This is a genomic window from Arthrobacter sp. NPDC055138 (genome assembly GCF_053607305.1).
Genome location: NZ_JBSGTH010000003.1, coordinates 364,991 through 390,489 on the forward strand (window position 1 = coordinate 364,991; position 25,499 = coordinate 390,489).

25 protein-coding genes are annotated in these 25,499 nt (G+C 68.3%); 17 read left to right on the plus strand and 8 right to left on the minus strand.

Annotated elements, in window-relative coordinates:
* Window positions 1-166 precede the first annotated feature (166 nt).
* Window positions 167-1,729, plus strand: a complete 1,563-nt coding sequence (locus ACWF5H_RS09840) for a cation:proton antiporter (protein WP_452036513.1) — start codon at window positions 167-169, stop codon at window positions 1,727-1,729.
* 23 nt (window positions 1,730-1,752) lie between these two features.
* On the opposite strand, the gene ACWF5H_RS09845 is transcribed toward ACWF5H_RS09840, so the two are convergent.
* Entirely contained in the window at window positions 1,753-2,712 is a 960-nt protein-coding gene (locus tag ACWF5H_RS09845; protein WP_452036514.1) for an NAD-dependent epimerase/dehydratase family protein, read from the minus strand.
* A gap of 178 nt (window positions 2,713-2,890) precedes the next feature.
* Between ACWF5H_RS09845 and ACWF5H_RS09850 the strand changes: the two genes are divergently transcribed.
* The 4 genes from ACWF5H_RS09850 (at window position 2,891) to ACWF5H_RS09865 (ending at window position 6,008) form a co-directional block, all read left to right on the plus strand.
* Window positions 2,891-3,643, plus strand: coding sequence for a TetR/AcrR family transcriptional regulator (locus ACWF5H_RS09850; protein ID WP_452036516.1), 753 nt, complete (start codon window positions 2,891-2,893; stop codon window positions 3,641-3,643).
* Between the two features lie 238 nt (window positions 3,644-3,881).
* Window positions 3,882-4,286 (plus strand): hypothetical protein, encoded by a 405-nt coding sequence (locus ACWF5H_RS09855; protein ID WP_452036517.1) that lies wholly within the window; start codon window positions 3,882-3,884, stop codon window positions 4,284-4,286.
* A gap of 83 nt (window positions 4,287-4,369) precedes the next feature.
* A complete protein-coding gene (locus ACWF5H_RS09860; protein WP_452036519.1) occupies window positions 4,370-4,912 on the plus strand; it encodes an RDD family protein in 543 nt (180 codons plus the stop codon).
* A 103-nt stretch (window positions 4,913-5,015) separates the two neighbouring features.
* Window positions 5,016-6,008: a universal stress protein gene (locus tag ACWF5H_RS09865; protein ID WP_452036521.1), complete on the plus strand. Its 993-nt coding sequence runs from the start codon at window positions 5,016-5,018 to the stop codon at window positions 6,006-6,008.
* Here ACWF5H_RS09865 and ACWF5H_RS09870 read toward each other — a convergent pair.
* Together ACWF5H_RS09870 and ACWF5H_RS09875 are read right to left on the minus strand one after the other, a co-directional pair.
* Window positions 6,005-6,343, minus strand: coding sequence for a GYD domain-containing protein (locus ACWF5H_RS09870; protein ID WP_364646583.1), 339 nt, complete (start codon window positions 6,341-6,343; stop codon window positions 6,005-6,007). The two genes, ACWF5H_RS09865 and ACWF5H_RS09870, sit on opposite strands and share 4 nt — an antisense overlap.
* A 43-nt stretch (window positions 6,344-6,386) precedes the next feature.
* On the minus strand, window positions 6,387-7,961 hold the full coding sequence (locus ACWF5H_RS09875) for an FAD-dependent monooxygenase (protein ID WP_452036523.1): 1,575 nt from the start codon (window positions 7,959-7,961) through the stop codon (window positions 6,387-6,389).
* 151 nt (window positions 7,962-8,112) lie between these two features.
* On the opposite strand from ACWF5H_RS09875, the gene ACWF5H_RS09880 reads away from it, so the two are divergent.
* Both ACWF5H_RS09880 and ACWF5H_RS09885 read left to right on the plus strand, forming a co-directional pair.
* Window positions 8,113-9,597 carry a SulP family inorganic anion transporter gene (locus ACWF5H_RS09880; protein WP_452036731.1) on the plus strand — a complete coding sequence of 495 codons (1,485 nt, stop codon included), beginning with the start codon at window positions 8,113-8,115 and terminating at the stop codon, window positions 9,595-9,597.
* Window positions 9,598-9,714: 117 nt separating this feature from the next.
* Entirely contained in the window at window positions 9,715-10,089 is a 375-nt protein-coding gene (locus ACWF5H_RS09885) for a TraR/DksA family transcriptional regulator (protein WP_452036524.1), read from the plus strand.
* Window positions 10,090-10,425: 336 nt separating this feature from the next.
* Here ACWF5H_RS09885 and ACWF5H_RS09890 read toward each other — a convergent pair whose 3' ends face one another.
* Complete coding sequence (locus tag ACWF5H_RS09890; protein WP_452036525.1) at window positions 10,426-11,028, minus strand: IclR family transcriptional regulator; 603 nt, start codon at window positions 11,026-11,028, stop codon at window positions 10,426-10,428.
* 120 nt (window positions 11,029-11,148) lie between these two features.
* Here ACWF5H_RS09890 and ACWF5H_RS09895 point away from each other — a divergent pair, with 120 nt between their 5' ends.
* From ACWF5H_RS09895 to galK, 8 genes are all read left to right on the plus strand, one after another.
* Entirely contained in the window at window positions 11,149-12,135 is a 987-nt protein-coding gene (locus ACWF5H_RS09895) for a Bug family tripartite tricarboxylate transporter substrate binding protein (protein ID WP_452036527.1), read from the plus strand.
* A 2-nt stretch (window positions 12,136-12,137) separates the two neighbouring features.
* Window positions 12,138-12,623 carry a tripartite tricarboxylate transporter TctB family protein gene (locus ACWF5H_RS09900; RefSeq protein WP_452036528.1) on the plus strand — a complete coding sequence of 162 codons (486 nt, stop codon included), beginning with the start codon at window positions 12,138-12,140 and terminating at the stop codon, window positions 12,621-12,623.
* 2 nt (window positions 12,624-12,625) lie between these two features.
* Window positions 12,626-14,344: a tripartite tricarboxylate transporter permease gene (locus ACWF5H_RS09905; RefSeq protein WP_452036530.1), complete on the plus strand. Its 1,719-nt coding sequence runs from the start codon at window positions 12,626-12,628 to the stop codon at window positions 14,342-14,344.
* A 49-nt stretch (window positions 14,345-14,393) separates the two neighbouring features.
* Window positions 14,394-15,653, plus strand: a complete 1,260-nt coding sequence (locus ACWF5H_RS09910) for a CaiB/BaiF CoA transferase family protein (RefSeq protein ID WP_452036531.1) — start codon at window positions 14,394-14,396, stop codon at window positions 15,651-15,653.
* Window positions 15,650-16,528 carry a hydroxymethylglutaryl-CoA lyase gene (locus ACWF5H_RS09915; RefSeq protein ID WP_452036533.1) on the plus strand — a complete coding sequence of 293 codons (879 nt, stop codon included), beginning with the start codon at window positions 15,650-15,652 and terminating at the stop codon, window positions 16,526-16,528. Before ACWF5H_RS09910 ends, ACWF5H_RS09915 begins: the two co-directional genes overlap by 4 nt.
* Window positions 16,529-16,669: 141 nt before the next feature.
* Entirely contained in the window at window positions 16,670-17,458 is a 789-nt protein-coding gene (locus ACWF5H_RS09920) for a DeoR/GlpR family DNA-binding transcription regulator (protein ID WP_452036535.1), read from the plus strand.
* Window positions 17,455-18,636 carry a galactose-1-phosphate uridylyltransferase gene (galT, locus tag ACWF5H_RS09925; protein WP_452036537.1) on the plus strand — a complete coding sequence of 394 codons (1,182 nt, stop codon included), beginning with the start codon at window positions 17,455-17,457 and terminating at the stop codon, window positions 18,634-18,636. The genes ACWF5H_RS09920 and galT overlap by 4 nt, the downstream gene beginning before the upstream one ends.
* Window positions 18,633-19,832, plus strand: a complete 1,200-nt coding sequence (galK, locus tag ACWF5H_RS09930; protein ID WP_452036539.1) for a galactokinase — start codon at window positions 18,633-18,635, stop codon at window positions 19,830-19,832. The genes galT and galK overlap by 4 nt, the downstream gene beginning before the upstream one ends.
* A gap of 105 nt (window positions 19,833-19,937) precedes the next feature.
* Here galK and ACWF5H_RS09935 read toward each other — a convergent pair whose 3' ends face one another.
* A complete protein-coding gene (locus ACWF5H_RS09935) occupies window positions 19,938-20,639 on the minus strand; it encodes a TetR/AcrR family transcriptional regulator (protein ID WP_452036541.1) in 702 nt (233 codons plus the stop codon).
* A gap of 182 nt (window positions 20,640-20,821) precedes the next feature.
* Here ACWF5H_RS09935 and ACWF5H_RS09940 point away from each other — a divergent pair, with 182 nt between their 5' ends.
* Window positions 20,822-22,219, plus strand: coding sequence for a flavin monoamine oxidase family protein (locus ACWF5H_RS09940; protein WP_452036543.1), 1,398 nt, complete (start codon window positions 20,822-20,824; stop codon window positions 22,217-22,219).
* 80 nt (window positions 22,220-22,299) lie between these two features.
* Window positions 22,300-23,205, plus strand: coding sequence for a macrolide 2'-phosphotransferase (locus ACWF5H_RS09945; protein ID WP_452036545.1), 906 nt, complete (start codon window positions 22,300-22,302; stop codon window positions 23,203-23,205).
* 109 nt (window positions 23,206-23,314) lie between these two features.
* Here the strand turns inward: ACWF5H_RS09945 and ACWF5H_RS09950 are convergent, their stop codons facing one another.
* The 3 genes from ACWF5H_RS09950 to ACWF5H_RS09960 all read right to left on the minus strand — a co-directional run bounded on the left by ACWF5H_RS09950 (window position 23,315) and on the right by ACWF5H_RS09960 (window position 25,387).
* Entirely contained in the window at window positions 23,315-24,010 is a 696-nt protein-coding gene (locus ACWF5H_RS09950; protein WP_452036546.1) for a hypothetical protein, read from the minus strand.
* A complete protein-coding gene (locus ACWF5H_RS09955) occupies window positions 23,991-24,512 on the minus strand; it encodes a MarR family winged helix-turn-helix transcriptional regulator (RefSeq protein ID WP_452036548.1) in 522 nt (173 codons plus the stop codon). Before ACWF5H_RS09955 ends, ACWF5H_RS09950 begins: the two co-directional genes overlap by 20 nt.
* A 113-nt stretch (window positions 24,513-24,625) precedes the next feature.
* On the minus strand, window positions 24,626-25,387 hold the full coding sequence (locus ACWF5H_RS09960; protein ID WP_452036550.1) for a DUF1353 domain-containing protein: 762 nt from the start codon (window positions 25,385-25,387) through the stop codon (window positions 24,626-24,628).
* Between the last annotated feature and the right edge of the window lie 112 nt (window positions 25,388-25,499).

Sequence of the window (25,499 nt, forward strand, 5' to 3'; positions counted from 1 at the left end):
TCGGCGGGCATGGAATCACTTTCTCACCGCCAGCGGCTGGCCACAAGGACCCGCCTGGCCGTGCTGGTGCCTCCGGGCGTCCGGCGCGGAGCGGTAGATTTGTAGCACCCGGAACCGCGTTCACAGACCCGGCTCATCCTCAGCACACCTCGACGGAAGCGGGACAGTGGACCAGTTGGCACTCATCATCGGACTGCTCTTTGCCACAGTGGTGGCGGTGGGCCTTGGCGAAAGGCTGCGGCTGCCCTATCCGGTGTTGATGCTGCTGTTGGCCGTGGCCCTCACCTTCATCCCGGGGTTCCCGGAAATCCACATTCCGCCGGAGCTGATCCTCCCGCTCTTCCTGCCGCCCCTGCTCTACGCCACCGCACAGCGCAGTTCCTGGGCGGTGTTCCGGATCCGCTGGCGCACCATCGTGCTGCTGGCGGTGGCCCTGGTAGCGGTGACCACGGCGGTGGTGGCCGGTGCAGCGTGGCTGATGATCGGCAGCATTGGCCTGCCCGCCGCCATCGCGCTGGGCGCCGTGATGGCGCCGCCCGACCCGGTGGCGGTGGAATCCGTTGCCGGGCGGGTCCGGATGCCGCGGCGGCTGATCACGGTGCTGCAGAGCGAGGGACTCTTCAACGATGCCGCGGCCATCGTGATCTTCCAGGCCGCCGTCGGGGCGGCGCTGTCCGGCGGCGAAATCGGCGTGGGGCTGCTGCTCCAGTTCCTGCTGGGGGCTGCCCTCGCCGTCGCGCTCGGCATCCTGATGGGCTGGATCACCATGATGATGACCCACTTCGTCACCTCGCTGGTGGCCCGCAGCGCCATTACGCTGGTGGTGCCGTTTGCCGCCTACATCCTGGCCGAAGAGTTGCACGCGTCCGGGGTGGTGGCGGTAGTGGTGACGGCGCTGGAGATCCAACGGCGTTCCCGACCGCAGGATGCCGCCGAGCGGGTCACGCGGCGGGCGTTCTGGGACGTGGTGGAACTGCTGGCCACCGGCCTGGCCTTCGGGCTGATGGGGCTGGAGATCCGGCAGGTCGTCGTGGAGGAAGGCACAGCCGTCTTCGGCATGCTCGGCCTGGCGGTGACGGTCTGCGTCCTGGTGATTGCGGTGCGGTTCCTGTGGATGACAGGGCTGGCCTGGCTGTCCCGCGGCAAGGACGATGCGCTGCCGCCGACCTCGACCAAGGACGTGCTGATCCTGACCTGGTGCGGCATGCGCGGGCTCGCGACCCTGGCGCTGGCCCTGGCCATCCCGGTAACGCTGCCGGACGGCACGGCCTTCGCCGGCCGGCACGAGATCCTGGTGGTCGCCTGCGCCGTGCTGCTGGCCACGCTGGTGCTGCCCGGCCTGACCCTGCCGTGGCTGATGCGCATCCTCAAGGCCCAGGACACGGGCACGGTAGAACGTGAAGCGGCCCGCGTCCTGGCCGGGCGCGCGCAGGAGGCGGCCATCGCCGCGCTTCGCGATTCCGAACTAATGAAGGACCTGCCGGAGGAAAAAGTGGAAGCGGTCCGGCAGCGGATGCACCGGCTCGGCACCGACCTGCTGAGCGCTGCCGGAAGCAAGTATCCCAAGTCGCGCAAGGCCGGCCGCGAGGTGCTGGTCACCGCCCAGACCATTGCGCTTAATGCCGCCCGGCAGGAAGTGGTGGCTGCCCGCAGCGAACCGGACATGGATCCGGAAGTCGTTGACCACGTGCTGCGGCAGTTGGACCTGCGGACCATCTCCATCCGCTGAAATGACGACGGCGGCGGTCCGGCTCAGGCGGCGGATCCGGCTTCCTGCCGGGACGCCAGGCGGTCCCGCCACCAGCCCACGGTCTCCGCTGCGGCCTTGTCCAGCGGCGTCGGCCGGAGCCCCAGAAGTTCTTCGCTCCGTGCCGAGGACATCACGAACGGCCGCTCGAACTGGTACGTCATCTCCGCCAGTTCGCGCATCCCGGCTGAAAAGAGGCCCAGGCCGCGCAGCAGCCAGCCCGGAATGGAGCCGACCTTGGGGGCAGGGGTCCCGGCGGCCCGGGCATAGGCCTCGACCATGCCGCGCTGCGTGACCGCCGGAAGCGTCGGGGCGTGCAGCACCGTATTCCAGACCTTCCGGTTGCCGGCGGCGGCAATCATTGCGGCGGCCAGGTCCGGGACATAGGTGAAGGAGTGCGGCTGGTCCGGCTTGCCCAGCACCCGGATGGTCTTCCCGGACAGCACCAGCGGCACCATGCGCTCGCCGGCGTGCGCGTTGAGCACATGCGGGCCGAAGAAGTCCGAGGCCACCACGCTCACGGTCGGCGTGGGGGACGAAGCGCGGCCGGCCAGCAGCTCGGTGCGCACGCCCCGTTTGCCGCCGTCGGCCCGGCGCGGGCTGGCTTCGGTCATCACCTGATCCGGCCGGTCGTAGGAGTAGAGGCTTTCCGGGAAGACCACCACCGCTCCGGCCGGGCCAGCCGCGGCCAGGACAGTCTGCTCGGCCGCCGGCAGTTCGGCCTGCCATGCGGCGGCACTGTAGGCGCTGCCGTGGATGCAGTGGAAGACCGCGGAAGCTCCTGCGAAGAGTTCGTCCAACTCCTCCGGGCGGGAAACATCCACGGACCGGCGCTCCACCAGCGGGTGGTCCGGCCCGCTGCCGGAACGGGTCAGGATCCGCACGCGGTGGCCCTGCCCGGCCAGTTGCTCGGCGATGGTGCTGCCCACCGGGCCGGCCCCGGTGACGATGTAGAGGTTGCTCATGATGATCTTCCTGTCCGCGTCCAAAGTCTGGTTCGCCGCGGCCGCGGCGGCATTTCGCCGTTCCGCTGGCGGAGAGAGCAGTGCTCTCGAAACCACTGTGGACCTCAAGTCACGCGCTTGTCAAGAGCAGTGCTCTCGAAAGTTGACACTGCTCTCACCGGTGCGACAGGATCGGGACATGGCAGGGACCCCGCGCGAACGCGCCCGCGAGCAAACGATCAACGAAATTGTCCGGATTGGCCGGGAACAGTTGAGCCAAGTCGGTGCCGCGGCTTTGTCGCTGCGCGCCGTGGCCCGTGAACTTGGCGTGGTGTCCTCTGCGGTCTATCGCTACGTGGGCAGCCGGGACGAGCTGCTGACCCTGTTGGTGGTGGAGGCTTACAACGAACTGGGCGAGGCAGTGGAGCAAGCGGTCGCTGCTGCGGGGGAACACGACGCCGGGGGCAGGTTCCGGGCCCTGTGCAGGGCGGTTCGGGAATGGGGCCTGCGAGAACCGGCCCGCTACGCCTTGCTGTTCGGCTCGCCGGTACCCGGGTACCAGGCCCCGGCCGAGCGCACCACCGGTCCCGGCATCCGGGTGGTGGTCGCGCTGGTGCGGCTTATCGACGACGCCTACCGCGCCGGCGCACTCGCGGCCAATCCGGCGGGCACCGGACCACAGCTGGTGCAGGAGCCGACGCCGCCAGCCTCCGCGCATCCTGCAGCGGCCCTGCCCGACCCGCTCCAGCATGACCTCGCCGCCATTCGCCGCGAATTTGGTCTGGCGGCTCCGGATGCGCTGGTGGCCCGCGGCACGCTGGTCTGGACTTCCCTCTTCGGTGCGCTGAATTTCGAGGTGTTCGGCCAGTACGGGCGGGAAACCTTCACCGATCCCGGGTTGCTGTTTGAGCATCATCTGGACGTACTTGCCGGCATCCTCGGTTTGCCCTAGCGCGCCCGGTGGTCGATCAAGCGAGCACCAACGCACGGTGGTCGACCGAGCGAGCGCCAACGCACGATGGTCGATCAAGCGAGCGCCAACGCACGGTGGTCGACCTAGCGAGCGCCAGCGAGCGCGTGGAGACCCGCGCGGAGACCGGGTGAGCGCCGTCGTCGTTAGATGGCTTCGGCCGTGCAATGTTCAGCAAAATTTTCCCCGGAGATTCCGCAGCGTGGCATACGATCTGTCCATGCCAGATCTTGCCACGTCCATCGGATTAGTCACCGAGGTGCTGACGTGGGCTGCCCTGGTTCCGGGAGTGCTGTTGCTGTTGGTGGCCGCGGTGCTGCGGCTGGCCGGGATTCGGTGGCACAGAGCCGATGGCGTTGCGTTCGACGACGGACGCCGACGGGGCGTGCGCTGGTTCGACACCCGGCACGGCTTCCTGGAAGGTGTTTTTCCGGCCGGAACCAGCGCCGATGTGGCGGCCGGCTCGGATGTGTTGGTCTACTACGACGCCCGACGGCCCGACCGATGGCAGGTTTCCGAACCGGAGCCGCCGGGCCGGATTGTGCTGCTGTTGGGCAAGATCCTTACCGGGGTTGGCCTCCTGTCCGCCCTGGTGGGGTTGCTCGCCATGGTGCTCGCCGGCTAGGGGACCTGCTGGAGGACGGTGCCGGCGCCTCGGGCAGTCCTTTCCAGTCTGGGTTTCCTCGCGTAGCGTCCCATGGCATGGCCATGACGAGACCGCGCACCGGAGCCGGCTTCAGACGGCGCCTGCTGGCGCTGCTGCTGGACTATCTGGTGATCCTCACCTGGATGGCGGTGCTGGCCCTGCTGTCGCTGCTGTGGCGGGGTGTCTTCGGGGACTTTCCCGACACGCTCGCCGTGCTGGGGCCGCTGGGCAGCCAGACCCTGTTCTTCTTCCTGCTCACGTTCGTGGTCGGCGTGTATCTGTACCGGACGGAAGCCGGCCCCAGGCACGCCACCTGGGGCAAGCGCCGGATGGGCCTGACGGTGGCCGCGCTGAATGGGACGGCGCCGTCTCGGAAGCAAATCCTGATCCGCACGGTCGTGAAGCTGCTGCCGTGGGAATGTGCGCACATTTTCGTCTGGCAGATGATGTGGTTCTACTACCTGCACGGCTATCAGGCCATGCCGCCCACGTGGATCTTCATCGGGCAGCAGGCCGCCACAGCGGCGGCAGTGGCCTACATTGCCATGGTGCTGGTCACCGGTCGCGGTCCGCACGACCGGGCCGCCGGAACCGTGGTGGTGTGATCTCGACGGCGGGACCGCCCCCCTGCCGTGCCCTGCCGCCGGCGCGCCGTCGTCCTTGCTGCCACACCTACTCAGCGCCGCCGGCTTCCCCTAAGGTGGGGGCATGGAAGAGGTCGTCTTGGTGGGGTTCGACGGCTCGGAAACCAGCGGCCGGGCGCTTGACTGGGGGCTGTCCGAGGCGCATTCGCGGGGATGGTCGGTGCGGCTGGTCACCGTGATCTCGTCCGCCGGTGTTGACGATCCCCAGGTGGACCACCAGTATCTGGCGTCCGCCCGGCGCGGCGGGGAGGGTGTGCTGCAGACCGCGCTGGACCGAGCGGGAGCCTTGGGCTTGCGGGCGGAAGGGCACGTGGTCGCCGGCGACCCGAGCGAGGTGCTGGTGGACGAAACGGCGTCCGCAGGGTTGGCCGTGGTGGGCAAACGTGGCCGCGGCGGCTTTGCGGGCCGGCTGCTGGGCAGTGTCTCCTCGGGGCTGGCAGCGCACGGAGAGTGTCCCACGGTAGTGGTGCCGGAGCGGTGGACGCCCGGCACAACGGCGGCCGAAGTATCCGGTGACGCCGCCGCGGCGTTGCCCGGCGGCCCGGTGCCGTGGCTGGTCCCGTCGCCGCAGGGTGGAACGGACCAGGGGCTGCATCCGCCGGACCCCAACGAGAAGTTCAGCTATGCCGGCCAGGTGGTGGTTGGTGTCGATGCCGCGGGCAGCTCCAATCCGGCATTGTGGGCGGCCGCCGAATTAGCCGGCCGGCATGCCATCCCGCTCCGGATGCTATCCGCCCGGGCGCCGTTCTACCGCGACTCGCTCTGGCTGGACAACGTGGCAGGGGCGCAGCGGTTCCGTGAGGAAGTCACCGCCGAACTGGACGCCGCGCTGGGCGAGGTCCGGGGCCGGTTCCCGGAGCTGGATGCCAGTTGGAATTTCTACCTGGATAAACCTGCCCAGATCCTGATCCACGCCACCCGCACAGCCGAACTGATGGTGCTGGGCACGCGCGGCCACGGCGGCTTTCCGGGCCTGTTGCTCGGCTCGGTGAGCCAGGCCGTGCTGCACCACGGAATGTGCCCGATGATGGTGGTCCCCAAGGGCGTGGAGGTCTAGCCGGTGCCTCCGGTGCCGGGGGCCCGGTACCGGACTTCTCCGGCCATGCGCAAGGCATCGATGGTGTCCTCGACGGTCAGCAGCAGGATGGTTTCGAAGGAGCTCATGGCGCCGCCGCCGCTGATGGCCAGCGCCACTGCGGCCATGGATACGTTGTTCGGGGCCTCCCAGACCGTATAGCCGTCGTGCGCGCCGAAGGCGTACCAGAAGCCGTGCAGCTTCCCGCCGACGGATTCGATGTAGGCCTTGGCCGCCTTCCGCCGATCCTCGGGGTTGTTGACCATCCTGGCCCAGGCCTCCGGGGTGTAGCTGAACTTCGATAGATAGAGCGCCATCTTCATTCCTTTCGAACTGTTCGGCCCGCGGCGGGACGACGGGTCAGACTTTGGCAGACCGGCGCCCGCGCCGCAGCGCCTGGGCGAACGTTGACACGGCGTAACTGGGCACCGCCTGGGCCGCAACAAATCCGTCCGGCCGCACCAAATACAGTTGCTCCGGATCCAGTGTGGTGTTCCCTTCGCGCGGTAGCACGTGCATGGCCAGCCCCAGTGCCGACTGCACATGATTGACGACGGCGGGGCCCGGCTCGCCGTAAGAGTGCACCTGCCACTGCAGGCTGCGCAGCGTATCGAAATTGCTGCCTGCGTACGGCAGTCGCCGTCCCACGACCTTGCCGCGTCGGCCTCCGGCCGCTTCCTTCGCATCCGGGCTCATCCAGTAGTGGATCCGGGTCTGCGATATGTAGCCGAACATGCGGGAGGCGCCCCGGGACCGCGGCACGATGCGTGTGACAACCGGGATGAGGAACTGCAGCGCCCATTTTCGGGCGGCGATGGCCCAGCGCGCGGTCGACGTGATGAACCCGAACACCCGGTCAGTGGTCTGCAGCAGCCGCACCGCGACCGGCCGCCGCTCGGCCTGGTAGCGGTCCAGATAGGAGTCCGCGGCCCGGCCGCCCAGGACGTCGGCGAACTTGAAGGCCAGATTATGGGCGTCCTGAAGCCCGGTGTTCATGCCCTGCGCGCCCACGGGGGAGTGAACGTGCGCGGCGTCCCCGGCGAGGAACACCGGGCCGTCGCGGAACTGCCCGGCGATCCGGTGATGCACGCGGTAGGTGGAGAACCAATTCGAGCCGCCGTAGCCGACGTTGAACTTCTTGGCCAGACGCTCCCGGATGGCCTCCTCCGAAACGTCCGCACCGCCGTCGTTGCTGGGCCCTTGGGTGGCGGACGAGGCGTCGCTGACCACACCGATAAGCCGCTCGTGGCCGGAACCCGTCATGGGGAACCCCAGCAGGAATTCGTCGATCCCGGCGCGGACGTTGACCTCTTCATGGGACAGGCCCTGCACGTCGGTGGCGTCGCAGACGAAGAACGTGTGCGGACTGGTGGAACCTTCGAAGGCGATGCCGCGGCTGGCCCGCACGGTGGACGAGGCCCCGTCCGCCCCGACGCAGTAGCGGGCACGGACCGAGGCCTCGCCGGCCGGGCCTGTCAGCTGGGCCCGGACGGGGTAGTCCGGGTGCGCGCCTCCGTCCACCAGGTCCAGCTCGGCCAGCCGGCACTCCCAGAGCACCTCGCCGCCCAGTGCCTTCAGGTTTCGCAGCAGCATCTCTTCGTTCTTGCTCTGTTCGTAGAACATGACGCCCGGGAACGGCGTGATGCCGCGGCCCATTCGGCCCAGCGGGATCCTACCCCGGGGCCTGGGCCCGAATCCGATGATGATGGCCTCCGCCAGATTTCCTTCGGCCACAACGGTCCCGGCGAGGCCCAGTTGGTCGTAGATTTCCATGCTGCGCGACTGCACGCCCAAGGCCCGCGATTCCCGGGTGGGGCCCGACTTGCTGTCGGCGATGATGTGCTTGATGTCCAGCTTGGCCAGCCAGTTGGCGAGCATGAGTCCGGTGGGGCCGGCCCCGATGACCAGCACGTCGGTCTGCAGTTCGGCTGCCATGGCGGTACCTCCTGAACCGAGGGTACCGCTGGTGGTGCGGCAGCGGCAGAGGGGATGGAAGCCCAGCGGGCAAGGGCCGCCGGTAGAATTGATCGGTCCCCCGCAAGAAGATCGGAGCCCACTGGTGCCCACCACGACAGCGCAGCCGGAGCTGACCCCCGAGGAGCGCCAGTCCGTACTCCGGACGCTCAAATCGCCGCGGCTGCTGAAGACCGAAGTGCTCGGCGGCCTGGTGGTTGCGCTGGCCCTGATCCCGGAGGCCATTGCGTTCTCCGTCATTGCCGGCGTGGACCCGCGCATCGGGTTGTTTGCCTCCTTCACCATGGCCGTGTCGATTGCTTTCCTGGGCGGCCGGCCCGCGATGATCTCCGCGGCCACCGGTGCGGTGGCGCTGGTGATCGCCCCGCTGGTGGACAGCCACGGCCTGGACTATTTAGTGGCCGCCGTGATCCTGGCGGGCGTGTTCCAGGTGCTGCTGGCGCTGCTCGGGGTGGCCAAACTGATGCGGTTCATTCCGCGGCAGGTGATGGTGGGCTTCGTCAACGCGCTGGCCATCCTGGTTTTCCTGGCGCAGGTGCCCGAACTCCTGGGCGTTCCGTGGCTGGTGTACCCGTTGACCGCGCTGGCACTGGTGATTGTTTTTGGCCTGCCGAAATTGACCACGGTGGTGCCGGCGCCGCTGGTGGCGATCGTGGTACTGACGCTGATCACGGTGTTCGCATCCATCACCGTGCCGACGGTGGGAGACAAGGGCGAATTGCCGGACAGCCTGCCCGCACTGTTCTTTCCGCAGCTGCCGCTGACCTGGGACACCTTCGGAGTGATCTTCCCGTATGCCTTGGCGATGGCCTTCGTGGGGCTGCTCGAATCGCTGATGACGGCGAAGCTGGTGGACGACATCACCGACACCCGTTCGTCCAAGACCCGCGAGTCTTGGGGTCAGGGGGCGGCCAACATCATCACCGGCTTCTTCGGCGGCATGGGCGGCTGCGCGATGATCGGCCAGACCATGATCAACGTCCGGGCGTCGGGCAGCCGGACCCGGATCTCCACGTTCCTGGCCGGTGTGTTCCTGTTGATCCTGGTAGTGGCCCTGGGCGACGTGGTGGCGCTGATCCCGATGGCCGCGCTGGTGGCCGTGATGATCTTCGTCTGCTGGGCAACCTTCGACTGGCACAGCATCAAGCCCTCGACCCTCAAGATGATGCCGAAGAGCGAGACAGCCGTCATGCTGGTCACCGTCGTCGCCACCGTAGCGACCAACAACCTGGCCATCGGCGTGGGCCTCGGCGTGCTGACCGCCACGGTGCTCTTCGCCAACCGGGTCTCCCACCTGGTGACGGTGGAGCGGACGGTGTTGGAGCTGAACGGTGAAGAAACGGCCACCTACGTGGTCGACGGCGAGTTGTTCTTCGCCTCCTCCAACGACCTCTACACCCAGTTCAACTATGCGCTGGACCCGGACCAAGTGGTCATCGACATGCACGCCTCCCACCTCTGGGACGCCTCCACCGTGGCGGCGCTCGATGCGATCACGGAGAAGTACCGTCAGCACGGAAAGAACGTGCAGATCATCGGGCTGAACGCCGCCAGCGTGGCGATGCGCGAGCGGATGGCCGGCAAGCTCAACGGCTGACCGGGCGCAGTAACCCGGCCTTTTCTCCGGCCGACCGCGCCGGGTCTGCGGCAACGGCGTATTCTAGGGGCACTCCGGTTCGGAAACCGCCGGACTGCGCGAGGATGGGAGGCCAGCATGAGCGACCAGCTAACCCAGGACGAGGTGGAGCACTTCGCTGCCTTGCTGGATGCGCGGGAGGCGTCCGACCGGGCACAAGTAGAACGTCTCACCATGGACATTGCGGAAGTCACCGAGGCGACCCGCGACATCCCGGCCGACGACGAGCATGACCCCGAAGGTTCCACGGCCACGCTGGAACGGGCCCGCGAGGTGGCGCTGCTGGTCAGCACGGAAAAGGCGCTGGCCAACATTGCTGCAGCCCGCGAACGGCTGGAGGCCGGGACTTATGGCCGGTGTACGTCCTGCGGCAACCCGATTCCGCGCGAACGGCTGGAGATCAGGCCGGAGGCGCAGTACTGCGTCAGCTGTGCCGCAAAACACCGCGGCTGAATCATGCCGGCTGCTGCCGCTCCCCGCCGCAGCTGACCCGCAGTGTTTGGACCGTTCCGCTGGCCCCTGCTGTTAGGGGCCGGTGCTGCCGAGACTGCTGTGTTAAGGATGCGCCACGTTGGGCCGCAGCCGCTTGACCGGCTTCCGCACAACAAAGATGCTGTTTTCTCCGTAAGTACGGATTGAAAAAACTTCCCCAGCGTCCGTTGTGGCGTATCCGGTACAGCCATGAGGATGCTTGGCCTGTCGGCCTCACGCGGCGGCGCGCGGTGTAGACCCGGGCCCCTTCGAGCGCCAGGGCCTAGCTCCCTTTTGGGCGGACCCGCCACCGGAATGCTAGCGGTTCAGGCGCTGCGCCAGCTCGTTGGCCGCCGCCACCACGCGTTCGCCCCACTGTTGGCCGGGCGAGGTCTGGACGCGGGGCAGCGGCACGCCGAGGCAGACCGCCGCAACAACCTTGCCGCCTACCCGCACGGGCGCGCTCACCGAGGACAGTCCGACGGTGCGTTGCGACACGCTCTCGATCCAGCCGGGATCCGAGCCGTCATCACGCCGCCTGGATTCATTGAGCAGGACAAACGCCGCAGAACCGCCCTCTGAAAGCGGCAGCATCCATCCAGCCGGCAGGGTCACCCGCAACTCCTGCGCTGCGTCGACCGATTCAAGGCAGAGGCGCGCATCTCCGCGCCGCACCCACAGCTGGGCGGTCTCCGACGTCTCGTCGCGTAACTGCGTGAGCAGGGGCCGGGAAGCCCAGGCGATGTTGCTCATGTCGAACCTGACGCCCGGGCCGTAACGGCCGTCGTCGCCGCGGCTGACCAGTCCGTGCTGCGTCAACGCAGTGGCCAGCCGGTGGGTGGTCGACAGGTTCATCTTGAGGAGTTGGGCAAGATCCGTTGCGGTCATCGGGTGGAACTCGACCGCGTCAACTATCGACATGGCCTTGTCGAGTACACCGACCCCTGTTACTGTGTCCGTTGTCACAGATTGAAATGTACTCCCAAAATATGAGAGTTGCAAGTTCGGTCGCACCGGAAATGTTTTCTTGAGAGGAACCCGATGAAGCGTGTCCTTATGGCAGGCACGGCAATGCTCGTCGCCGCTGTCGCCCTGACTGGTTGTTCCGCCGCAAGCGGCGACGCCGGCGAAGATTATCCGAACCGTCCCATCAACTTCAGCGTCGGCTCCGAACCCGGCTCGGGCTGGGACGGCACCGCCCGTGCACTGGTCGAGGTGATGGAACGCGAGGATGCCGTGCCCGTGCAGGTCAACGTGCAGAACCGTCCTGGGTCGGTGGGCTGCGTGCTGCTGAACGACATGATCAACAAGAACGCCGATGCCTCCAATGAGATCGCGATGACCTCGGTGCCGCTGCAGTCGATGGAGCTGCGCGGCATGTGCGACGTGAACTACAAGGACGTGACCGTGATCGCCCGGTTGCTGATCGAGAACTTCCTGGTGGCGGTGCCGGCCGATTCCAAGTACTCCGACCTCGACGCCTTGCTGGACGCGATCGTCAAGGATCCGAAGTCGGTACCGGTCGCGGCCGACGGCGACGACCAGCTGCCGCTGGCGCTGCTGGTCGAGGCTGCCGGCGGCGATCCGTCCGCCATCAACTTCATCGCGTTTGAAAGCGGCGGCGAGTACCTCACGGCCCTGATGAACGGCGACGTGCTCGCCAGTGTCTCCGGCGTCACGGAGTACGGACCGCAAATAGAGGCCGGCGAACTCCGCGGCCTGGCCGTCCTGTCCGAGGACCGACTCGAAGAGCCGCTGGCTGGGATTCCGACCGCCGTTGAACTCGGCTACGACGTCACGCTGACCAATTGGCGCGGTGTCTACGGCCCGCCGAACATGCCGGAGAACGCGGTCGCGTACTGGGAGACGAAGCTGCAGGAACTCCTGGAGTCGGACTCCTGGAAGGAAATCGCCGAGCGGAACCAGTGGGGCACTGCCTACCTTGCCGGTGACGAGCTGGACGCATTCCTCGAAGATTCCTACACCCAGCTCACTTCCGCCCTGCAGAGCGTCGGCGCGCTGAAGTAACCATGACCACTGAGAATCTCGGACGCAATCCAGCTGACGTCATCGCTGGAGCGGTGGTCGGCGGCGTCGGCATCGCCTACACCATCATCGCGCTGCAGACCCCGCCGGCCGCTTCATCCGCATCGGTCATCGGCCCGGCCGTCTTTCCGACGCTTCTCGGTGTCCTTCTCGCCCTGGGCGGGGCCGCGGTCGCCATTGGCGGCCTGCGGCTCCGCCCGGCCGAGGCGAAGACGGAACCGGCCCAGAGCGGCGGCTTGCGATTGTGGGTCACCATCGCAATCTTCGGGGCGTATGTGCTCGCCTTCATTCCTGTCGGATACCTGCTGTCGACGGTCGCGTTCCTGATGGGCATCGCATCGTACTTCTCGCCGGCCAAGTGGAAGAGCAACCTCATTTTTGCCATCTCGTTTCCCCTGATCGTTTTCGTGGTGTTTGAGTACCTGCTGCGCGTGCCGCTGCCGCAAGGCCTGCTGGCGGGGGTGCTGTAGGAATGGATATCCTCGCCAACCTCGCTGACGGCTTCGCCAGCGCACTCTCCCCGATCAATCTGCTGTTCGCCTTTCTGGGTGTGCTCATCGGCACGATGGTGGGCGTCATCCCGGGCATCGGCCCGACCACCGCCATCGCTCTGCTGATTCCGGTCTCGTTCAGCCTGGACCCGGTCACCGGCCTCATCCTGCTGTGCGGCATCTACTACGGCGCCATGTACGGCGGCTCAATCACCTCGATCCTGATTCGCACTCCCGGCGAAATCGGCACCGTGATGTCCACCATCGACGGTTACGAGATGACGAAGCGCGGCCGGGGCGGGCCGGCGCTGGCAACCGCCGCGATCGGGTCATTCGTCGCCGGCACCATTTCGACCATCATGTTGATGCTGATGGCCCCGATGCTGGCCGCTGTATCGGTGGCGTTCGGCTCGAACGTCTACTTCCTGCTGCTGCTCCTGGCCCTGATCATGCTCTCCAACCTGACCGGCGGGTCCCGGCTCAAGGCCGGCATTTCCACGCTCTTCGGCATGGCCGTCGCCATGATCGGCATGGATGCGCAGGCGGGCATGCCGCGCATGACGCTCGGCGTCCTCGAACTGAACAGCGGGATCGACTTCGCGATCTTCGCCATGGCCTTGTTCGCCGTACCCGAGGCGCTCGCGAACCTGACCCGCCGCCATACCGAGGCGACGCCCGGAATCGGCAAGGTCAAGCTCTTCATGACCAAGGAAGACTGGCGCCGGTCGACGGTGCCATGGTTCCGCGGCACGTTCCTGGGCTTCTTCGTCGGCCTGCTGCCCGGCATGGGAACCCTTGGCTCCTTCTTCTCCTACCCACTGGAGAAGCGCCTATCCCGCAAGCACAAGGCCGAGTTCGGCAAGGGTGCGATCGAGGGCGTTGCCGGTCCCGAGGCGGCGAACAACGCCGGCGTCGGCGGCGGCCTGGTGCCGCTGTTCACGCTGGGGATCCCCGGCTCGCCCACGCTGGCGCTGCTCTTCTTCGTTTTCACCATGTACGGGCTCCAGCCAGGTCCCCAATTGATGTCGGAGCAGTCAGGCCTGATCTGGGCGATCATCGCGAGCATGTACATCGGCAACGTCCTGCTGCTGGTGCTCAACCTCCCGCTGGTGGGAGTGTTCGTCCAGCTGCTGAAGATCCCGGACGCCAAGCTCTACGGCGGGGTATTGGCCTTCGTCGCGCTCGGTGCCTACGCACTCGGCTTCGACCTGTTCAGCATGGGCACCATGTTCGTGTTCGGCCTCGTCGGCTACGGCATGCAGAAGTACGGCTTCCCGCTGGCGCCGGCCGTCGTCGGTCTGGTACTCGCGCCGATGCTCGAGTCGAGCCTGCGCCGGGCGCTCCAGATCTCCGCCGGCGATCCGGCGACTTTCGTTGACGGACCGCTGGCGATCACGCTCACGTCGCTGATCCTGCTGGTTATTGCCGCGCCGCTGCTCTTGCCGCTGCTGCGCAGGAGCGGTGTCCTCTCAAGGGGCCTCGCGTCGCGCCGCCAGGTGGCGACGAACCAGTTGGAGGATCCCAGTGCAGACCTGCACGCACCCACCGGTTTTGGGTACGCCAAGGAGCCCCAGGACTCCGGGGCTGCAGGACAGCCGTCCGGACACGCTGCCTCCGGCGACGGGCAGAGCGAGCTGCAGCCGGCCTCGGCCGGACAAGGCGCCGACGACGATGCGAGGGATCGGAAAGCCGATGACTAGCGGCACCAGCCATGACTTCTCCCACTACAGCTCTCAAAGGAGCGAATCCATGACCAACACCAAACCCCTCGCCGGCATCCGTGTGCTCGAACTCGGCAGCTTCATCGCCGCGCCGTTCGCCGCGCGCCTGTTCGGTGACTTCGGCGCAGACGTGATCAAGGTCGAGCGGCCGCAGGGCGGCGACGAGTTGCGCGACTGGCGCAAGACCCGCGGCTCCACCTCGATGATGTTCCGCACGATTGCCCGCAACAAGCGCTCGGTGACACTGGACCTGCGCACCCCGGAGGGCCAGGAAGCCGTCCGTCGCATTGCCGCCACCTGCGACGTGGTGATTGAGAACTTCCGCCCGGGTACGCTCGAGCGGTGGGGGATCGGCCCCGAGGAGCTCAAGGCCGCCAACCCGGACCTCATCGTGGTGCGCATCTCCGGCTACGGCCAGACCGGACCCTACAAGGACCGGGCGGGCTTCGGCAGCTCCGCGGAGGCCTTCGCCGGGCTGCGGTTCCTGACCGGCGAGCCGGACCGTCCGGCCGGGCGCGCGGCGGCCAGCATGGGGGACACCGTCGCCGGCCTGTACGGCGCCATCGGTGCGCTGATGCTCCTCTTTGAACGCGCCAGTGGCCGCGACATCGCCAACCGCTCAGTGGTCGATGTCGGACTGTACGAGGGGGTGTTCAGCCTGCTCGAGTCGCTCGTGCCCGACTACGACGCCTACGGCATGGTCCGCACGCGCACCGGCGGACGGCTGCCGGGCGTGGTACCGACCGGCTCCTACGAATGCGGCGACGGCCTGGAGGTGGTGATCGGCGGCAACTCCGCATCGGTCTTCGCCAGGCTGATGCACGCCGTCGGCCGGCCCGACCTGGCCGAGGACGAGTCGCTGCGCCAGACCGAGGCGCGCACTGCCCGGGAGGAAGAGCTCAACGGCATCATCTCCGCGTGGACGGGCGCCCGCACCCTGGAGCAGGCACTGGACGCGCTCGAGGGCGCCGGGGTCCCGGCCGCCCCGGTGTACGACGCGCCGAGCATCGCCGAGGACCGTCATTACCTGGCGCGCGGCATGGTGCAGACGCACGACGTCGTCATTGACGGCGCCCCGGAGCCGGTGCGCTTCCCCGGAATCGTGCCGATCATCGAGGGGTCCGAGGGCAGCGTCCGCTGGCTGGGACCGGAGCTCGGCGAGCACAGCCACGAGGTGCTCACCGAGGTCGCCGGCTACGACGCGGCGGATGTTGCCCGGATCTCCGGCGTCGCCAGGGTGCAGGAGCCGCACCAGCCTGCAGGCGCGCGGGCGGGGCTGGGCGCATGACCGCCATCCGGATCACCGACGTCTATCTGCGGGACGGGCTGCAGGACGAGGACGGCGTTGTCCCCACCGAGGAGAAGCTGCGCATCGCGGACCTCCTGGTCAACGCCGGCGTGCCCGCCATCGAGGTGGCCTCGTTCGTCAACCCCCGGAAGGTCCCGCAGATGGCCGACGCGGAGGCGGTGCTGGCAGGCCTCGTCGCGACAGGCCTGACCGAGCGGGTCACGGTCAGTGCACTGACGCTCAACGACCGCGGCATTGAGCGTGCCGTTGCCGCCGGCACAGCGGTGGTCGAGATTGTCACCAGCGCAAGCGAGGCGCACAGCCGCGCTAACGCTGGCCAGACAATCGACGATGCCCTCGACGGGCTGGAGGCAGCGGTGCGCCGGCACCCCGGCGTGCATTTCCTCGCCGGTGTGTCCACCGCTTTCACCTGCCCGTTCGAAGGCGAGATCCCGGCGGCCCGCCTGGCGCACGTCGTCGACCGCTTTGCGTCGATGGGCGTGACGGAGATCGGGCTCGCCGACACGCTGGGCACCACGCCGACGGACCGAGTGATCGAATCACTCGGCATCGTGCGCACGGCGCATCCGGACGCAGAGTTGTCGCTGCATCTGCACGATGCGCACCGGCAGGCACTCGCGACGGCGCTCGCCGCGGTGGAACTCGGCGTCACCCGCTTCGACGCCGCACTGGCCGGCTTCGGTGGCTGTCCGTTCGCGCCCGGCGCCCATGGCAACCTCGCCACCGAGGCACTGGTCCGGACGATGCATGAGGCCGGACACCAGACGGGCATCGACGAGGACGCCCTGGCCGAGGCGGCAGCCGCGGCACGCGACGCGGTGGCGAGGGCGCCCAGGATCCAGCGGACCGCCTAACCCGCCCGGCGGGCCCGTTCACCCCGGGTCAGCGCGACGCCGGTGCCCCGCCCTCCGCAGGCGGGCACCGGCGTCGTTGTGCTTTCCTGTGCTACTTTGAGGGAGAAAGTGCGGATTTGATCGATCTGGGGAGGCCCGTCCATGTTGGCACCGGAACGGCGGCGCTATTTGCTGCAGGAACTCAGCGTCCGCGAAACCGTGCGCGTCTCCGAAGTGGCTCACGCGCTGCAGGTCTCCGAGATGACCGTGCGCCGGGACATCGATGCGCTCGACGGCGAGGGCGTGCTGCGCAAGGTCCACGGCGGCGCCACCAGACTGCGCGGCACCCTGGAGGCGGAGCCGGGGTTCAGCGTGAATCTGGGCAGGCAGCGGCAGGCGAAGCTGGCCATCGGCCGGGCCGCAAGGGAACTGCTGCGGCCCGGCGCCACGATTGCCATCTCGGCCGGCACCACCACCTATTGCTTGGCCGGCCTGCTGGCCGGACTGGAGGGGCTGACGGTGGTCACGAACTCGCTGACCGGGGCGGACGTGGCCCGGCGCTCCACCGGCGGCGAGGCGACGGTGATCCTGACCGGCGGCGAGCGCACGCCGTCGGAGGCGCTGGTGGGTCCCGTTGCAACCGCGGCGATCCGGTCGCTGCACGTGGACATCTGCTTCCTGGGCGTGCACGGCATCCACCCCGAGGGCGGACTGAGCACGCCCAACCTGGCCGAGGCGGACACGAACGCCGCGCTCGCCGAGTCGGCCGACCGGCTGGTGGTGCTGGCCGACCATACCAAGTTCGGCATCCGCGCCCTCGCCCCGATCGTCCCGCTGGCCGCGGTGGACACGATGATCACCGACGCGGGCATCCCGGACGAGGTCCGCTCCAGCTACGCCGGACTCGGCATCAACCTGCTGGTGGCCTCCGGGGCGGGGGAGCCGGCGTGACGGAACGGGGAGCGCCCGCGGCGGGCACCGGCGTCGTTGTTCCCGACGGCGAGCCGGTCACCGCGGTGACCAGCACGCGCTTGGCGGACGGCCGGGAACTGTTGTACTTCGACGACGGCGCACAGCCGATTCCGCGGGCAGCCCGGGACACCCGCGACTTGCCCGGGCGGCCGCCGGCCGGGGAATTGCGGTACGACGTGCTGACCGGGGAGTGGGTGGCGCTGGCCGCGCACCGGCAGGCCCGCACCTATCTGCCGCCGGCCGATGCCTGCCCGCTGTGCCCGAGCACGCCCGAGTATGCCTCCGAAATCCCGGCCGCGGACTACCACGTGGCCGTGTTCGAGAACCGGTTCCCCTCGCTCGGTCCGGACCTGCTGGCGGTGCCGGATCACCCCGAGTGGGGCCGGGCCTACACCGCCGGCGGGCGCTGCGAGGTGGTCTCCTTCACCTCGGCGCATACCGGATCGTTCGGCGGGCTGGAGTTCCGCCGCGTGCGGACCGTGATCGACGCGTGGGCGCACCGGACCGCGGCGCTGAGCGCGCTGCCAGGGACGGGGCAGGTATTCTGCTTCGAGAACCGCGGTGCCCAGATCGGTGTGACGCTGCACCACCCGCACGGACAGATTTATGCCTATTCCTATCTGCCGCCGCGCGGGGCGGTCATGGCGGCGGCCGCGCAACAGCACTATGCCGCCTCCGGAGGGCGGGAGACACTGACCGGATCGGTGCTGGCGAAGGAGCGTTCCGACGGCTCGCGGATGGTGCTGGAGGGGGAGCACTTCAGCGCCTACGTGCCGTTCGCCGCGCGCTGGCCGCTGGAGGTGCACCTGGTGCCGCACCGGCCGGTGCCGGACCTTGCCGGGCTCACCGGGGCCGAGCGGGACGAACTGGCGGAGCTGTACCCGCGGCTGCTGGGACGCTTCGACGCGCTTTACGACAGCCCCACTCCCTACATCGCCGCCTGGCACCAGGCGCCCGTGGAGCCGGCGCTGCGCGAATCCGGCTACCTGCACTTGCAGCTGACCTCGCCGCGTCGGGCGGCCGATAAGCTCAAATACTTGGCCGGCTCCGAGGCCGCGATGGGTGCCTTCATCAACGACACGCTGCCCGAACAGGTCGCCGCGGCGCTGCGCGAGGCGGGCTCCGGAAATGCTGCGACCGCCGGGAGCGGGCAGTGAGCGCCGGCGCCCTGGCCGCGCGCACCGCCGACGCCTTCGCCGCACGCTTCGGCCGCGCGCCCGCCGGGGTGTGGGCGGGGCCCGGACGGGTGAACCTGATCGGCGAGCACACCGACTACAACGGCGGCTTTGTGCTGCCCTTTGCCATCGACAAAACAACGACGGCGGCGCTCGCCGTCCGTGGCGACCGCACGGTCCGGGTGGCCTCTGTCCTGTCCGGGACCGACGCGGTGGAGGCGCACCTGGACGGCCTGCGCCCGGGCAGCGTGGCCGGCTGGGCCGCCTATCCGCTGGGCGTGGCCTGGGCGCTGGAGCAGGCCGGAGCGCGACTGCCCGGATTCGACCTGCTGGTGGACTCCGAGGTGCCGGTCGGCGCCGGGTTGTCGTCGTCCGCCGCGCTGGAGTGCGCCGTGGCGGTGGGGCTGGCGGAGTTGGCTGAACTGGGTGACGGGGATCCGGACTCCGCCGGTCCGGGACTGGCCGGGCTGGATCGGCGGGCGCTGGCCGCCGCCGGACGCCGGGCCGAAAATGACATGGTCGGCGCCCCCACCGGCATCATGGACCAGTACGCCTCGCTGTTCGGTTCCGCCGGGTCGGCCGTCTTCCTGGACTGCCGCAGCGAAGAGGTGCAACTGGTGCCGCTGGACCTGGCCGCCGCCGGTCTGGTCTGCCTGGTCATGGACACCAAGGTCTCGCACGCCCACGCCACCGGCGACTATGCCAGCCGCCGCGACTCCTGCACCAGGGCAGCGGAAGCCTTGGGCGTGCCGCTGCTCCGCGACGTGCCGCTCGATCGGCTGCCGGAAGCGCAGCAGTTGCTCGACGATGAGACCTTCCGCCGCGCCCGGCACATCGTGACCGAGAACCAGCGCGTGGTGGGCACCGTGGAAGCGCTGCGCGCCGAGGGGCCCGCGGCCATCGGCCGGATGCTCGACGCCAGCCACGTTTCCATGCGCGACGACTTCGAGATCTCCTGCCCGGAACTGGACCTGGCCGTGGCGGCCGCCCGGGACGGCGGTGCCCTGGGTGCCCGGATGACCGGCGGGGGATTCGGCGGTTCAGCCATCGCCCTGGTCCCGGCGGGCGAGGTGGACGCGGTGCGGGATGTAGTCTTGCGGGCCTTCGCCGCCCGCGGCTTCCGGCGACCGGAGCTGTTCACCGTACGTCCGGCCGACGGCGCCCGACGGCTGCTGTAACCCGACGCTCCACCCACATCGACTATTCGGATAACGCCCTTGTCAGGCCTGAAAAGGGCGTTATCCGAATAGTCGATGGCAGGGTGGCAGGGGCGTTGCGCCGGGTCAGACGGACTGGGCGGCTTTGAGCTGTGCCTGTAGGCCGGCGATCAGGGCCTCCAGCCCCAGCTGGAACGCGGCGTCCGCCGCGGACCCAGCAGTGCCGGTATCCTGCGCCCTCACCGCGGAGGTGAAGACCGGGTTCGCCGCGGCCAGCCCGCCGGATTCGAAGATGTCGGCGGGCGCGGTCACGTCGAACGCCGAGCCGAAAATGAAGGACTCCAGGGCCACGATCGCCGGCACCACCTGCGGCTCCGGCCAGCCCGCCTGCAGAAAGCCGGCGGCGACGGCCTCATACATGGCCAGCGTGTGCGGGGCGCCGGTGACGGGCAGCACCGCAATGACCGGAATCAGCGGGGCGTGATGGGTGAAGACGTCCCGGTAGGACCAGGCCCAGCGGCGCACTGCGTCCGGCCACGGAAGTTCGGAGAAAGCAGCCACGTCCACGCGGGCCATCAAATGGTCCTGGAGCAGCAGCAGGACGTCGTGCTTGGAGGCCACATGGTTGTACAGCGCCGACGGGGCAACGCCCAGGCTGCGGGCCAGGCCGGACATGGTGAGTGCCTCGTAGCCGCGCGCCTCGATCAAGCCGAGCGCCGCCGTCGTCATCAGTTCCTTGGACAGCAGCTTCTCTGTGGGGCGGCCGGCCGGCCGGTGGCCGTTCGAGGTAGGGGCAGGGGCATCGTCGGGCGCGAGGCGTGCTGTCACGACAATCTCCTTCTTCCTTGTCCGCTCGGGGCTGCGGCGGTACAACCCGTGTAACCATCCTACGCGCTGCTTTTCAAAACCATGTGGCGCCGGTTACAGTTGTCGTAAATGAATGCTGTTCATTTAAGCGGGGCGGGATCTTAGCCGCGGTTCGCAGCAGGACGAACGGGAGTTGAACAACAGTGAGCAAGTTGAAGCGGGACGTAGTGGTTATCGGCGCCGGACCGTCCGGACTGACCGCGGCGCGCGATCTGAAGCGGGCCGGCCTGTCCGTGGCGGTGCTGGAGGCACGAGGCCGGGTGGGCGGCCGCACCTGGACCGATGTGGTGGACGGCGCCATGCTCGAGATCGGCGGCCAATGGGTGTCGCCGGACCAGACGGCCCTGCTGGAGCTGCTCGAGGAGCTGGGCCTGGAGACCTACAGTCGCTACCGCGAGGGCCAGAGCGTCTATCTGGATCGCGCCGGCGAGGCCGAGCGCTACACCGGCGCGATGTTCCCGGTCAGTGACTCCACCGAGGCGGAAATGAACCGGCTGATCGGCCTGCTGGACGCGCTGGCGGCCGAGGTGGGGGCCGAGGAGCCCTGGGCGCATCCGCGGGCGCGCGAGCTGGACACCATCTCCTTCCACCATTGGCTGCGCCAGCAGTCGGCCGATGAGGAAGCCTGCAGCAACATCGGCCTGTTCGTGGCGGGCGGCATGCTGACCAAGCCCGCGCATTCATTCTCCGTGCTGCAGGCGTTGCTGATGGCCGCGTCGGCCGGCTCGTTCAGCAATCTGGTGGACGACGATTTCATCCTGGACAAGCGCGTGGTGGGCGGCATGCAGGAGGTGTCTCTCCGGATGGCCGCCGAACTGGGCGAGGACGTCCGGCTGGACGCACCGGTGCGCACGCTGCGCTGGAACGACGACGGCGTGACGGCCCTCGCGGACGGGGTCGCCGTAGAAGCGCGGTATGCCGTCATAGCCGTGCCGCCGAACCTGTACTCGCGGGTCTCCTTCGAGCCGCCGCTGCCGCGCCGGCAGCACCAGATGCACCAGCACCAGTCGCTGGGCCTGGTGATCAAGGTCCACGCTGTCTACGAGACGCCGTTCTGGCGGGCTGATGGCCTCTCCGGCACCTGCTTCGGCGCCGGGGCGGTAGTGCAGGAGGTCTACGACAACACCAACCACGGAGATTCCCGCGGCACCCTGGTCGGTTTTGTGAGCGATGAAAAGGCCGACGCCATGTTCGAGCTCAGCGCCGCGGAGCGCAAGGCCGCGATCCTCTCCACCATCGCCGACTACCTGGGCCCTGCGGCACGGGACCCGGTGGTGTACTACGAGTCCGATTGGGGCTCCGAGGAGTGGACCCGCGGCGCCTACGCCGCCAGCTACGACCTGGGCGGGCTGTCCCGGTACGGCAAGGACCAGCTGGCGCCGGTGGGGCCGATTTTCTGGTCCTGCTCCGACCTGGCCGGCGCGGGCTACCAGCACGTGGACGGCGCCGTGCGGATGGGCCGGGCGACTGCCGCCCGCATCCTTGCGGAAGATGCAGCGTCCCGCGGCGAGCTGGCCGGTGCGGCCGGACGGCAGGGGTAGGGTCGGCTGACCGCGCAAGCAATCGTGGCTCCGGTTGCTGCTAGTGGCTACAGTTGCACCAAGGTGCGAGGAAGGTGCCCATGATTACTGCGGACGAATTCACGCCGGACTACGTGGCCGATCTTGCTTCCCAGAACGGGATGACGATCCAGCCAAAATCCGTGCGGTTCAATGAGGCCGGACTGGACTACCTGGTGGCCTTCGCGACGGCCAAGGACGGCAGGCGGTGGGTGCTGCGGATTCCCCGGCGGACCGACGTCTCGGCCAAGATCTCTGATGAAGCGAAAATCCTGGAGCTGGTCAAGAACAAGATCTCCGCCGCGGTCCCCGACTGGCGGATCCGGAACCGCTCCCTGATCGCCTATCCGGAACTGCCCGGCGAACTGGGCCTCACGGTGGAAGACGGCGAACCGGTCTGGCACTTCGACCGCGAGTCGCCGGCTTACTGTGCCTCGCTGGGGCGTCTGATCGCCCAATTGCAGCGGATCGGTGCTGATGAAGCTCGGGCTAAGGGCGTCCCGGTGCTGACCCCTGCGGAGCTGCGCGCAGAATGGCGCAGCAATCTGGCCGCGGTCAGCGCCGAGTTCCGGATTGCCGACGAGCTGATGGAGCGCTGGACAGCCTGGCTCGGCGACGACAGCTACTGGCCGGACTTCACCGCATTCGTACACGGAGAGCTTTACCCCGCCCATTTGCTGCTGGACGAGGAAAACGAAATCCGGTCAGTGCTGGATTGGACCACGGCCAGGGTGGGCGATCCGGCGGCTGATTTCAGCCTCCACCACATGATGTCCACGCCCCTGGCGTTCGACCTGACCGTGCGGGCCTTTCGGGACGAGGGCGGCCGCGTACCGCCACGGCTCGGAGAGCACTGCGCGGAACTGGTGGCCGCCGGCCCGGTGGTCTACGGCATGTATGCCCTGCAAACGGGCCACCCCGATCACCAGTCCGTGGCGGCCGCCCAACTGGATCCGTCCAGCGCCTGATCCCGCGCGCAGAAGGCCCGGGGCGGTGGGGGAGGGCCTAGCCCGCGTGAGAGGGCAAGAAAATGACCGGCGCCCGTTCGCTGGCGCCGGTCATTGGTCTAAGGGGCTGCTACTTCTTGCGGCCCTTGGTTTTCTTGAGTGGATTGGCCTTGGTGAGCGGCCGGGCCGGAGTATCCTGGCCGCTGTCTTCCGGTGCCTGCGGCTCGGCGAGCAGGGCTTCCCCTTCGATCGCCGTGCTTGCCTGAAGGTCCGGTTCCGTAACGGCAGCGGGAGTAAACGTGGCCTGCGGGGCCGGTGCGGTGGCGGCGAAAGCCGGCCGCGCGGCGTCGTCGTTCGGGGCCGCCTCCAGGGGGAGCCGGGCCGGAGCAGCGGGCAGCGCCGCAAAAATGTAGTCGGCCACCGGGGCCGGGGCAGCGGCACTCTGGAGCAGGCTGCCGTCGGTGGACGGAACGGGGCCGATGTCATCGGAATGCTCGAAAAGGGCACCGGTGAACCTGTCCGCGTAGCCCAGCCGCTTGGCAATCAGCCAAAGGGACGCGCCGACGATGAGCATGGTGGCTATCACCGCGATGCCCGTGCCGTAGATCCGCAGCAGCGCGTTGACCGGGGAGAGTGCATGGACCGGTGTGGTGTCCAGCAGCCAGACGATGGACCAGAACACCGCGGTGCCGGCCAGGGTCAGCAAGGGGAACAGCAGACCGGCGGTACGTACTTTCCTGACCAGCATCTGCCGGGTGGCGGACAGCCGTGAAGAAAGCGAAAGCAGATCGTGTTTGCCACCCTGCTCAAGAGCCTTTGATGACATCGCCTGTCGTGTTCCTTTCCGAGTCGGTTCGTTGTGAAGGTTCACCGCGCATGAGCTGTTCGGCGAAACGGGTAAAGAGTTGGGCAAAGGCTTCGCGGTCCTCGTCGGTCCAATCCGCCAGAATCTCATCGACAACTGCCGCACCGGCCTTGCCGATGTTCCGGTGCATCCGCCGGCCGGCCGTGGAGGCTGTCAGCAGGGTGGCCCGGCCGTCGTCCGGATCCGCCTGCTTGTCCACCAGCCCCTTGTCCTCAAGGCGGCGGACCTGCGGAGTCATGGTGGACTTGTCCACCCCTTGCTGCGTGGCCAGCTCCGAAACGCGGACCGGGCCCTTGTCGTCGATGTACTCCAGCAGGGCGACATCGGTCGGCGTCAGCCCGGCTTCGCGCGGATCAAACAGCTGTTTCCGCGTGTCGGCATGGGATGCCCAGCGCACCACCTGAGCCACGGCGTCACGGATCATGACGCCCGAATCGGGCTGCTTGCGGGGGTTGGGGGGCATGCCTCAATCATAGTCGATTCCGTTTGGTTGTGCCAATCAAACCAACTGCCGGCTTTCGAGGGTGTTCCGGAGGGCCGCTTTCGGCATGATTAGGCCATAAATTGTGACCTGAATCATGGGTGGGGGGTGCTGGTCAAGGGGCCGATGACGGGTGCCGGGCCGGGGTGCTGGGTGAAGCGTTTGCTGACGGCCCACCAGCCGCTTTCGCAGAGCCACAGCAGCAGTGAGCCGGCCGCGGCTGCCGCGAACACGGGGGAGAACAGGGCGAACGCCGGAACCAGGACGGCGACCACCGGCCAGTCCCGGGTCCACGCCAGGCTCAGTACGGCGGTCAACAGCACGGCTCCTGCCAACGGCAGCTGGCCGGCGCCGGCGGCGGCGAGCCAGATGCCGGCGATGAGCGCGAGCGCCGCCACCCCGATGGAGGCCGCCAGCAGCAGCCCCCGGCCCCGGGAATGTTCCAGATAGGCCTGTACCGATACGCCCGCCCACATCAGCCGGGCACGCAACGCGGCGACTCCGGTATCCAGCAGCGCGCGGCGGAACTCCTCGTCATAGCCCCGGCGCCGCCGCAGCGCCTCGTTGGGCGGTAGTTCGGCGCACGTTGCCATCCGCTGGTCATGCAGCAGGGCCGGTGCAGTCTGCCGTCCGTAGCTGGCGATCAGCCCCCACATCCAGGTGGGCACCGAGGCCAGGTCCGTGGAGTTGTTCTTGAGCCCGGCGGAGAGATCGTGCGCTGCAATCCGGATGACGGCGGAAGCCGGATCCGCCCGGTAGTAGATCGGCTGCACCAACTGGAAGCACCTCTTGGTGCGCTGCACCAGATGGATGGCCGTCAGGGGGTCGGTGGCGGCGGCGTCCTGGTAAAACGGCATGCGGCCAGTGTGACATTCGGGGCAGACGTTTCCTATGGGCAACATGGGGTAACGCCGCGCCACGGACCGCAATGACCGGACCCGTGCTGGCGATTCGGCCTTCCGGCGCGGT

Coding starts and splice junctions, on each gene's coding strand:
- ACWF5H_RS09950 (WP_452036546.1), bottom strand. CDS start 24,010: ATGTCATCAAAGGCTCTTGAGCAGGGTGGCAAACACGATCTGCTTTCG.
- ACWF5H_RS09885 (WP_452036524.1), top strand. CDS start 9,715: ATGAGCGACCAGCTAACCCAGGACGAGGTGGAGCACTTCGCTGCCTTG.
- ACWF5H_RS09920 (WP_452036535.1), top strand. CDS start 16,670: ATGTTGGCACCGGAACGGCGGCGCTATTTGCTGCAGGAACTCAGCGTC.
- ACWF5H_RS09865 (WP_452036521.1), top strand. CDS start 5,016: ATGGAAGAGGTCGTCTTGGTGGGGTTCGACGGCTCGGAAACCAGCGGC.
- ACWF5H_RS09850 (WP_452036516.1), top strand. CDS start 2,891: ATGGCAGGGACCCCGCGCGAACGCGCCCGCGAGCAAACGATCAACGAA.
- ACWF5H_RS09955 (WP_452036548.1), bottom strand. CDS start 24,512: ATGCCCCCCAACCCCCGCAAGCAGCCCGATTCGGGCGTCATGATCCGT.
- ACWF5H_RS09895 (WP_452036527.1), top strand. CDS start 11,149: ATGAAGCGTGTCCTTATGGCAGGCACGGCAATGCTCGTCGCCGCTGTC.
- ACWF5H_RS09915 (WP_452036533.1), top strand. CDS start 15,650: ATGACCGCCATCCGGATCACCGACGTCTATCTGCGGGACGGGCTGCAG.
- ACWF5H_RS09875 (WP_452036523.1), bottom strand. CDS start 7,961: ATGGCAGCCGAACTGCAGACCGACGTGCTGGTCATCGGGGCCGGCCCC.
- ACWF5H_RS09905 (WP_452036530.1), top strand. CDS start 12,626: ATGGATATCCTCGCCAACCTCGCTGACGGCTTCGCCAGCGCACTCTCC.
- ACWF5H_RS09900 (WP_452036528.1), top strand. CDS start 12,138: ATGACCACTGAGAATCTCGGACGCAATCCAGCTGACGTCATCGCTGGA.
- ACWF5H_RS09945 (WP_452036545.1), top strand. CDS start 22,300: ATGATTACTGCGGACGAATTCACGCCGGACTACGTGGCCGATCTTGCT.
- ACWF5H_RS09960 (WP_452036550.1), bottom strand. CDS start 25,387: ATGCCGTTTTACCAGGACGCCGCCGCCACCGACCCCCTGACGGCCATC.
- ACWF5H_RS09890 (WP_452036525.1), bottom strand. CDS start 11,028: ATGTCGATAGTTGACGCGGTCGAGTTCCACCCGATGACCGCAACGGAT.
- ACWF5H_RS09845 (WP_452036514.1), bottom strand. CDS start 2,712: ATGAGCAACCTCTACATCGTCACCGGGGCCGGCCCGGTGGGCAGCACC.
- ACWF5H_RS09910 (WP_452036531.1), top strand. CDS start 14,394: ATGACCAACACCAAACCCCTCGCCGGCATCCGTGTGCTCGAACTCGGC.
- ACWF5H_RS09855 (WP_452036517.1), top strand. CDS start 3,882: ATGCCAGATCTTGCCACGTCCATCGGATTAGTCACCGAGGTGCTGACG.
- ACWF5H_RS09870 (WP_364646583.1), bottom strand. CDS start 6,343: ATGGCGCTCTATCTATCGAAGTTCAGCTACACCCCGGAGGCCTGGGCC.
- ACWF5H_RS09860 (WP_452036519.1), top strand. CDS start 4,370: ATGACGAGACCGCGCACCGGAGCCGGCTTCAGACGGCGCCTGCTGGCG.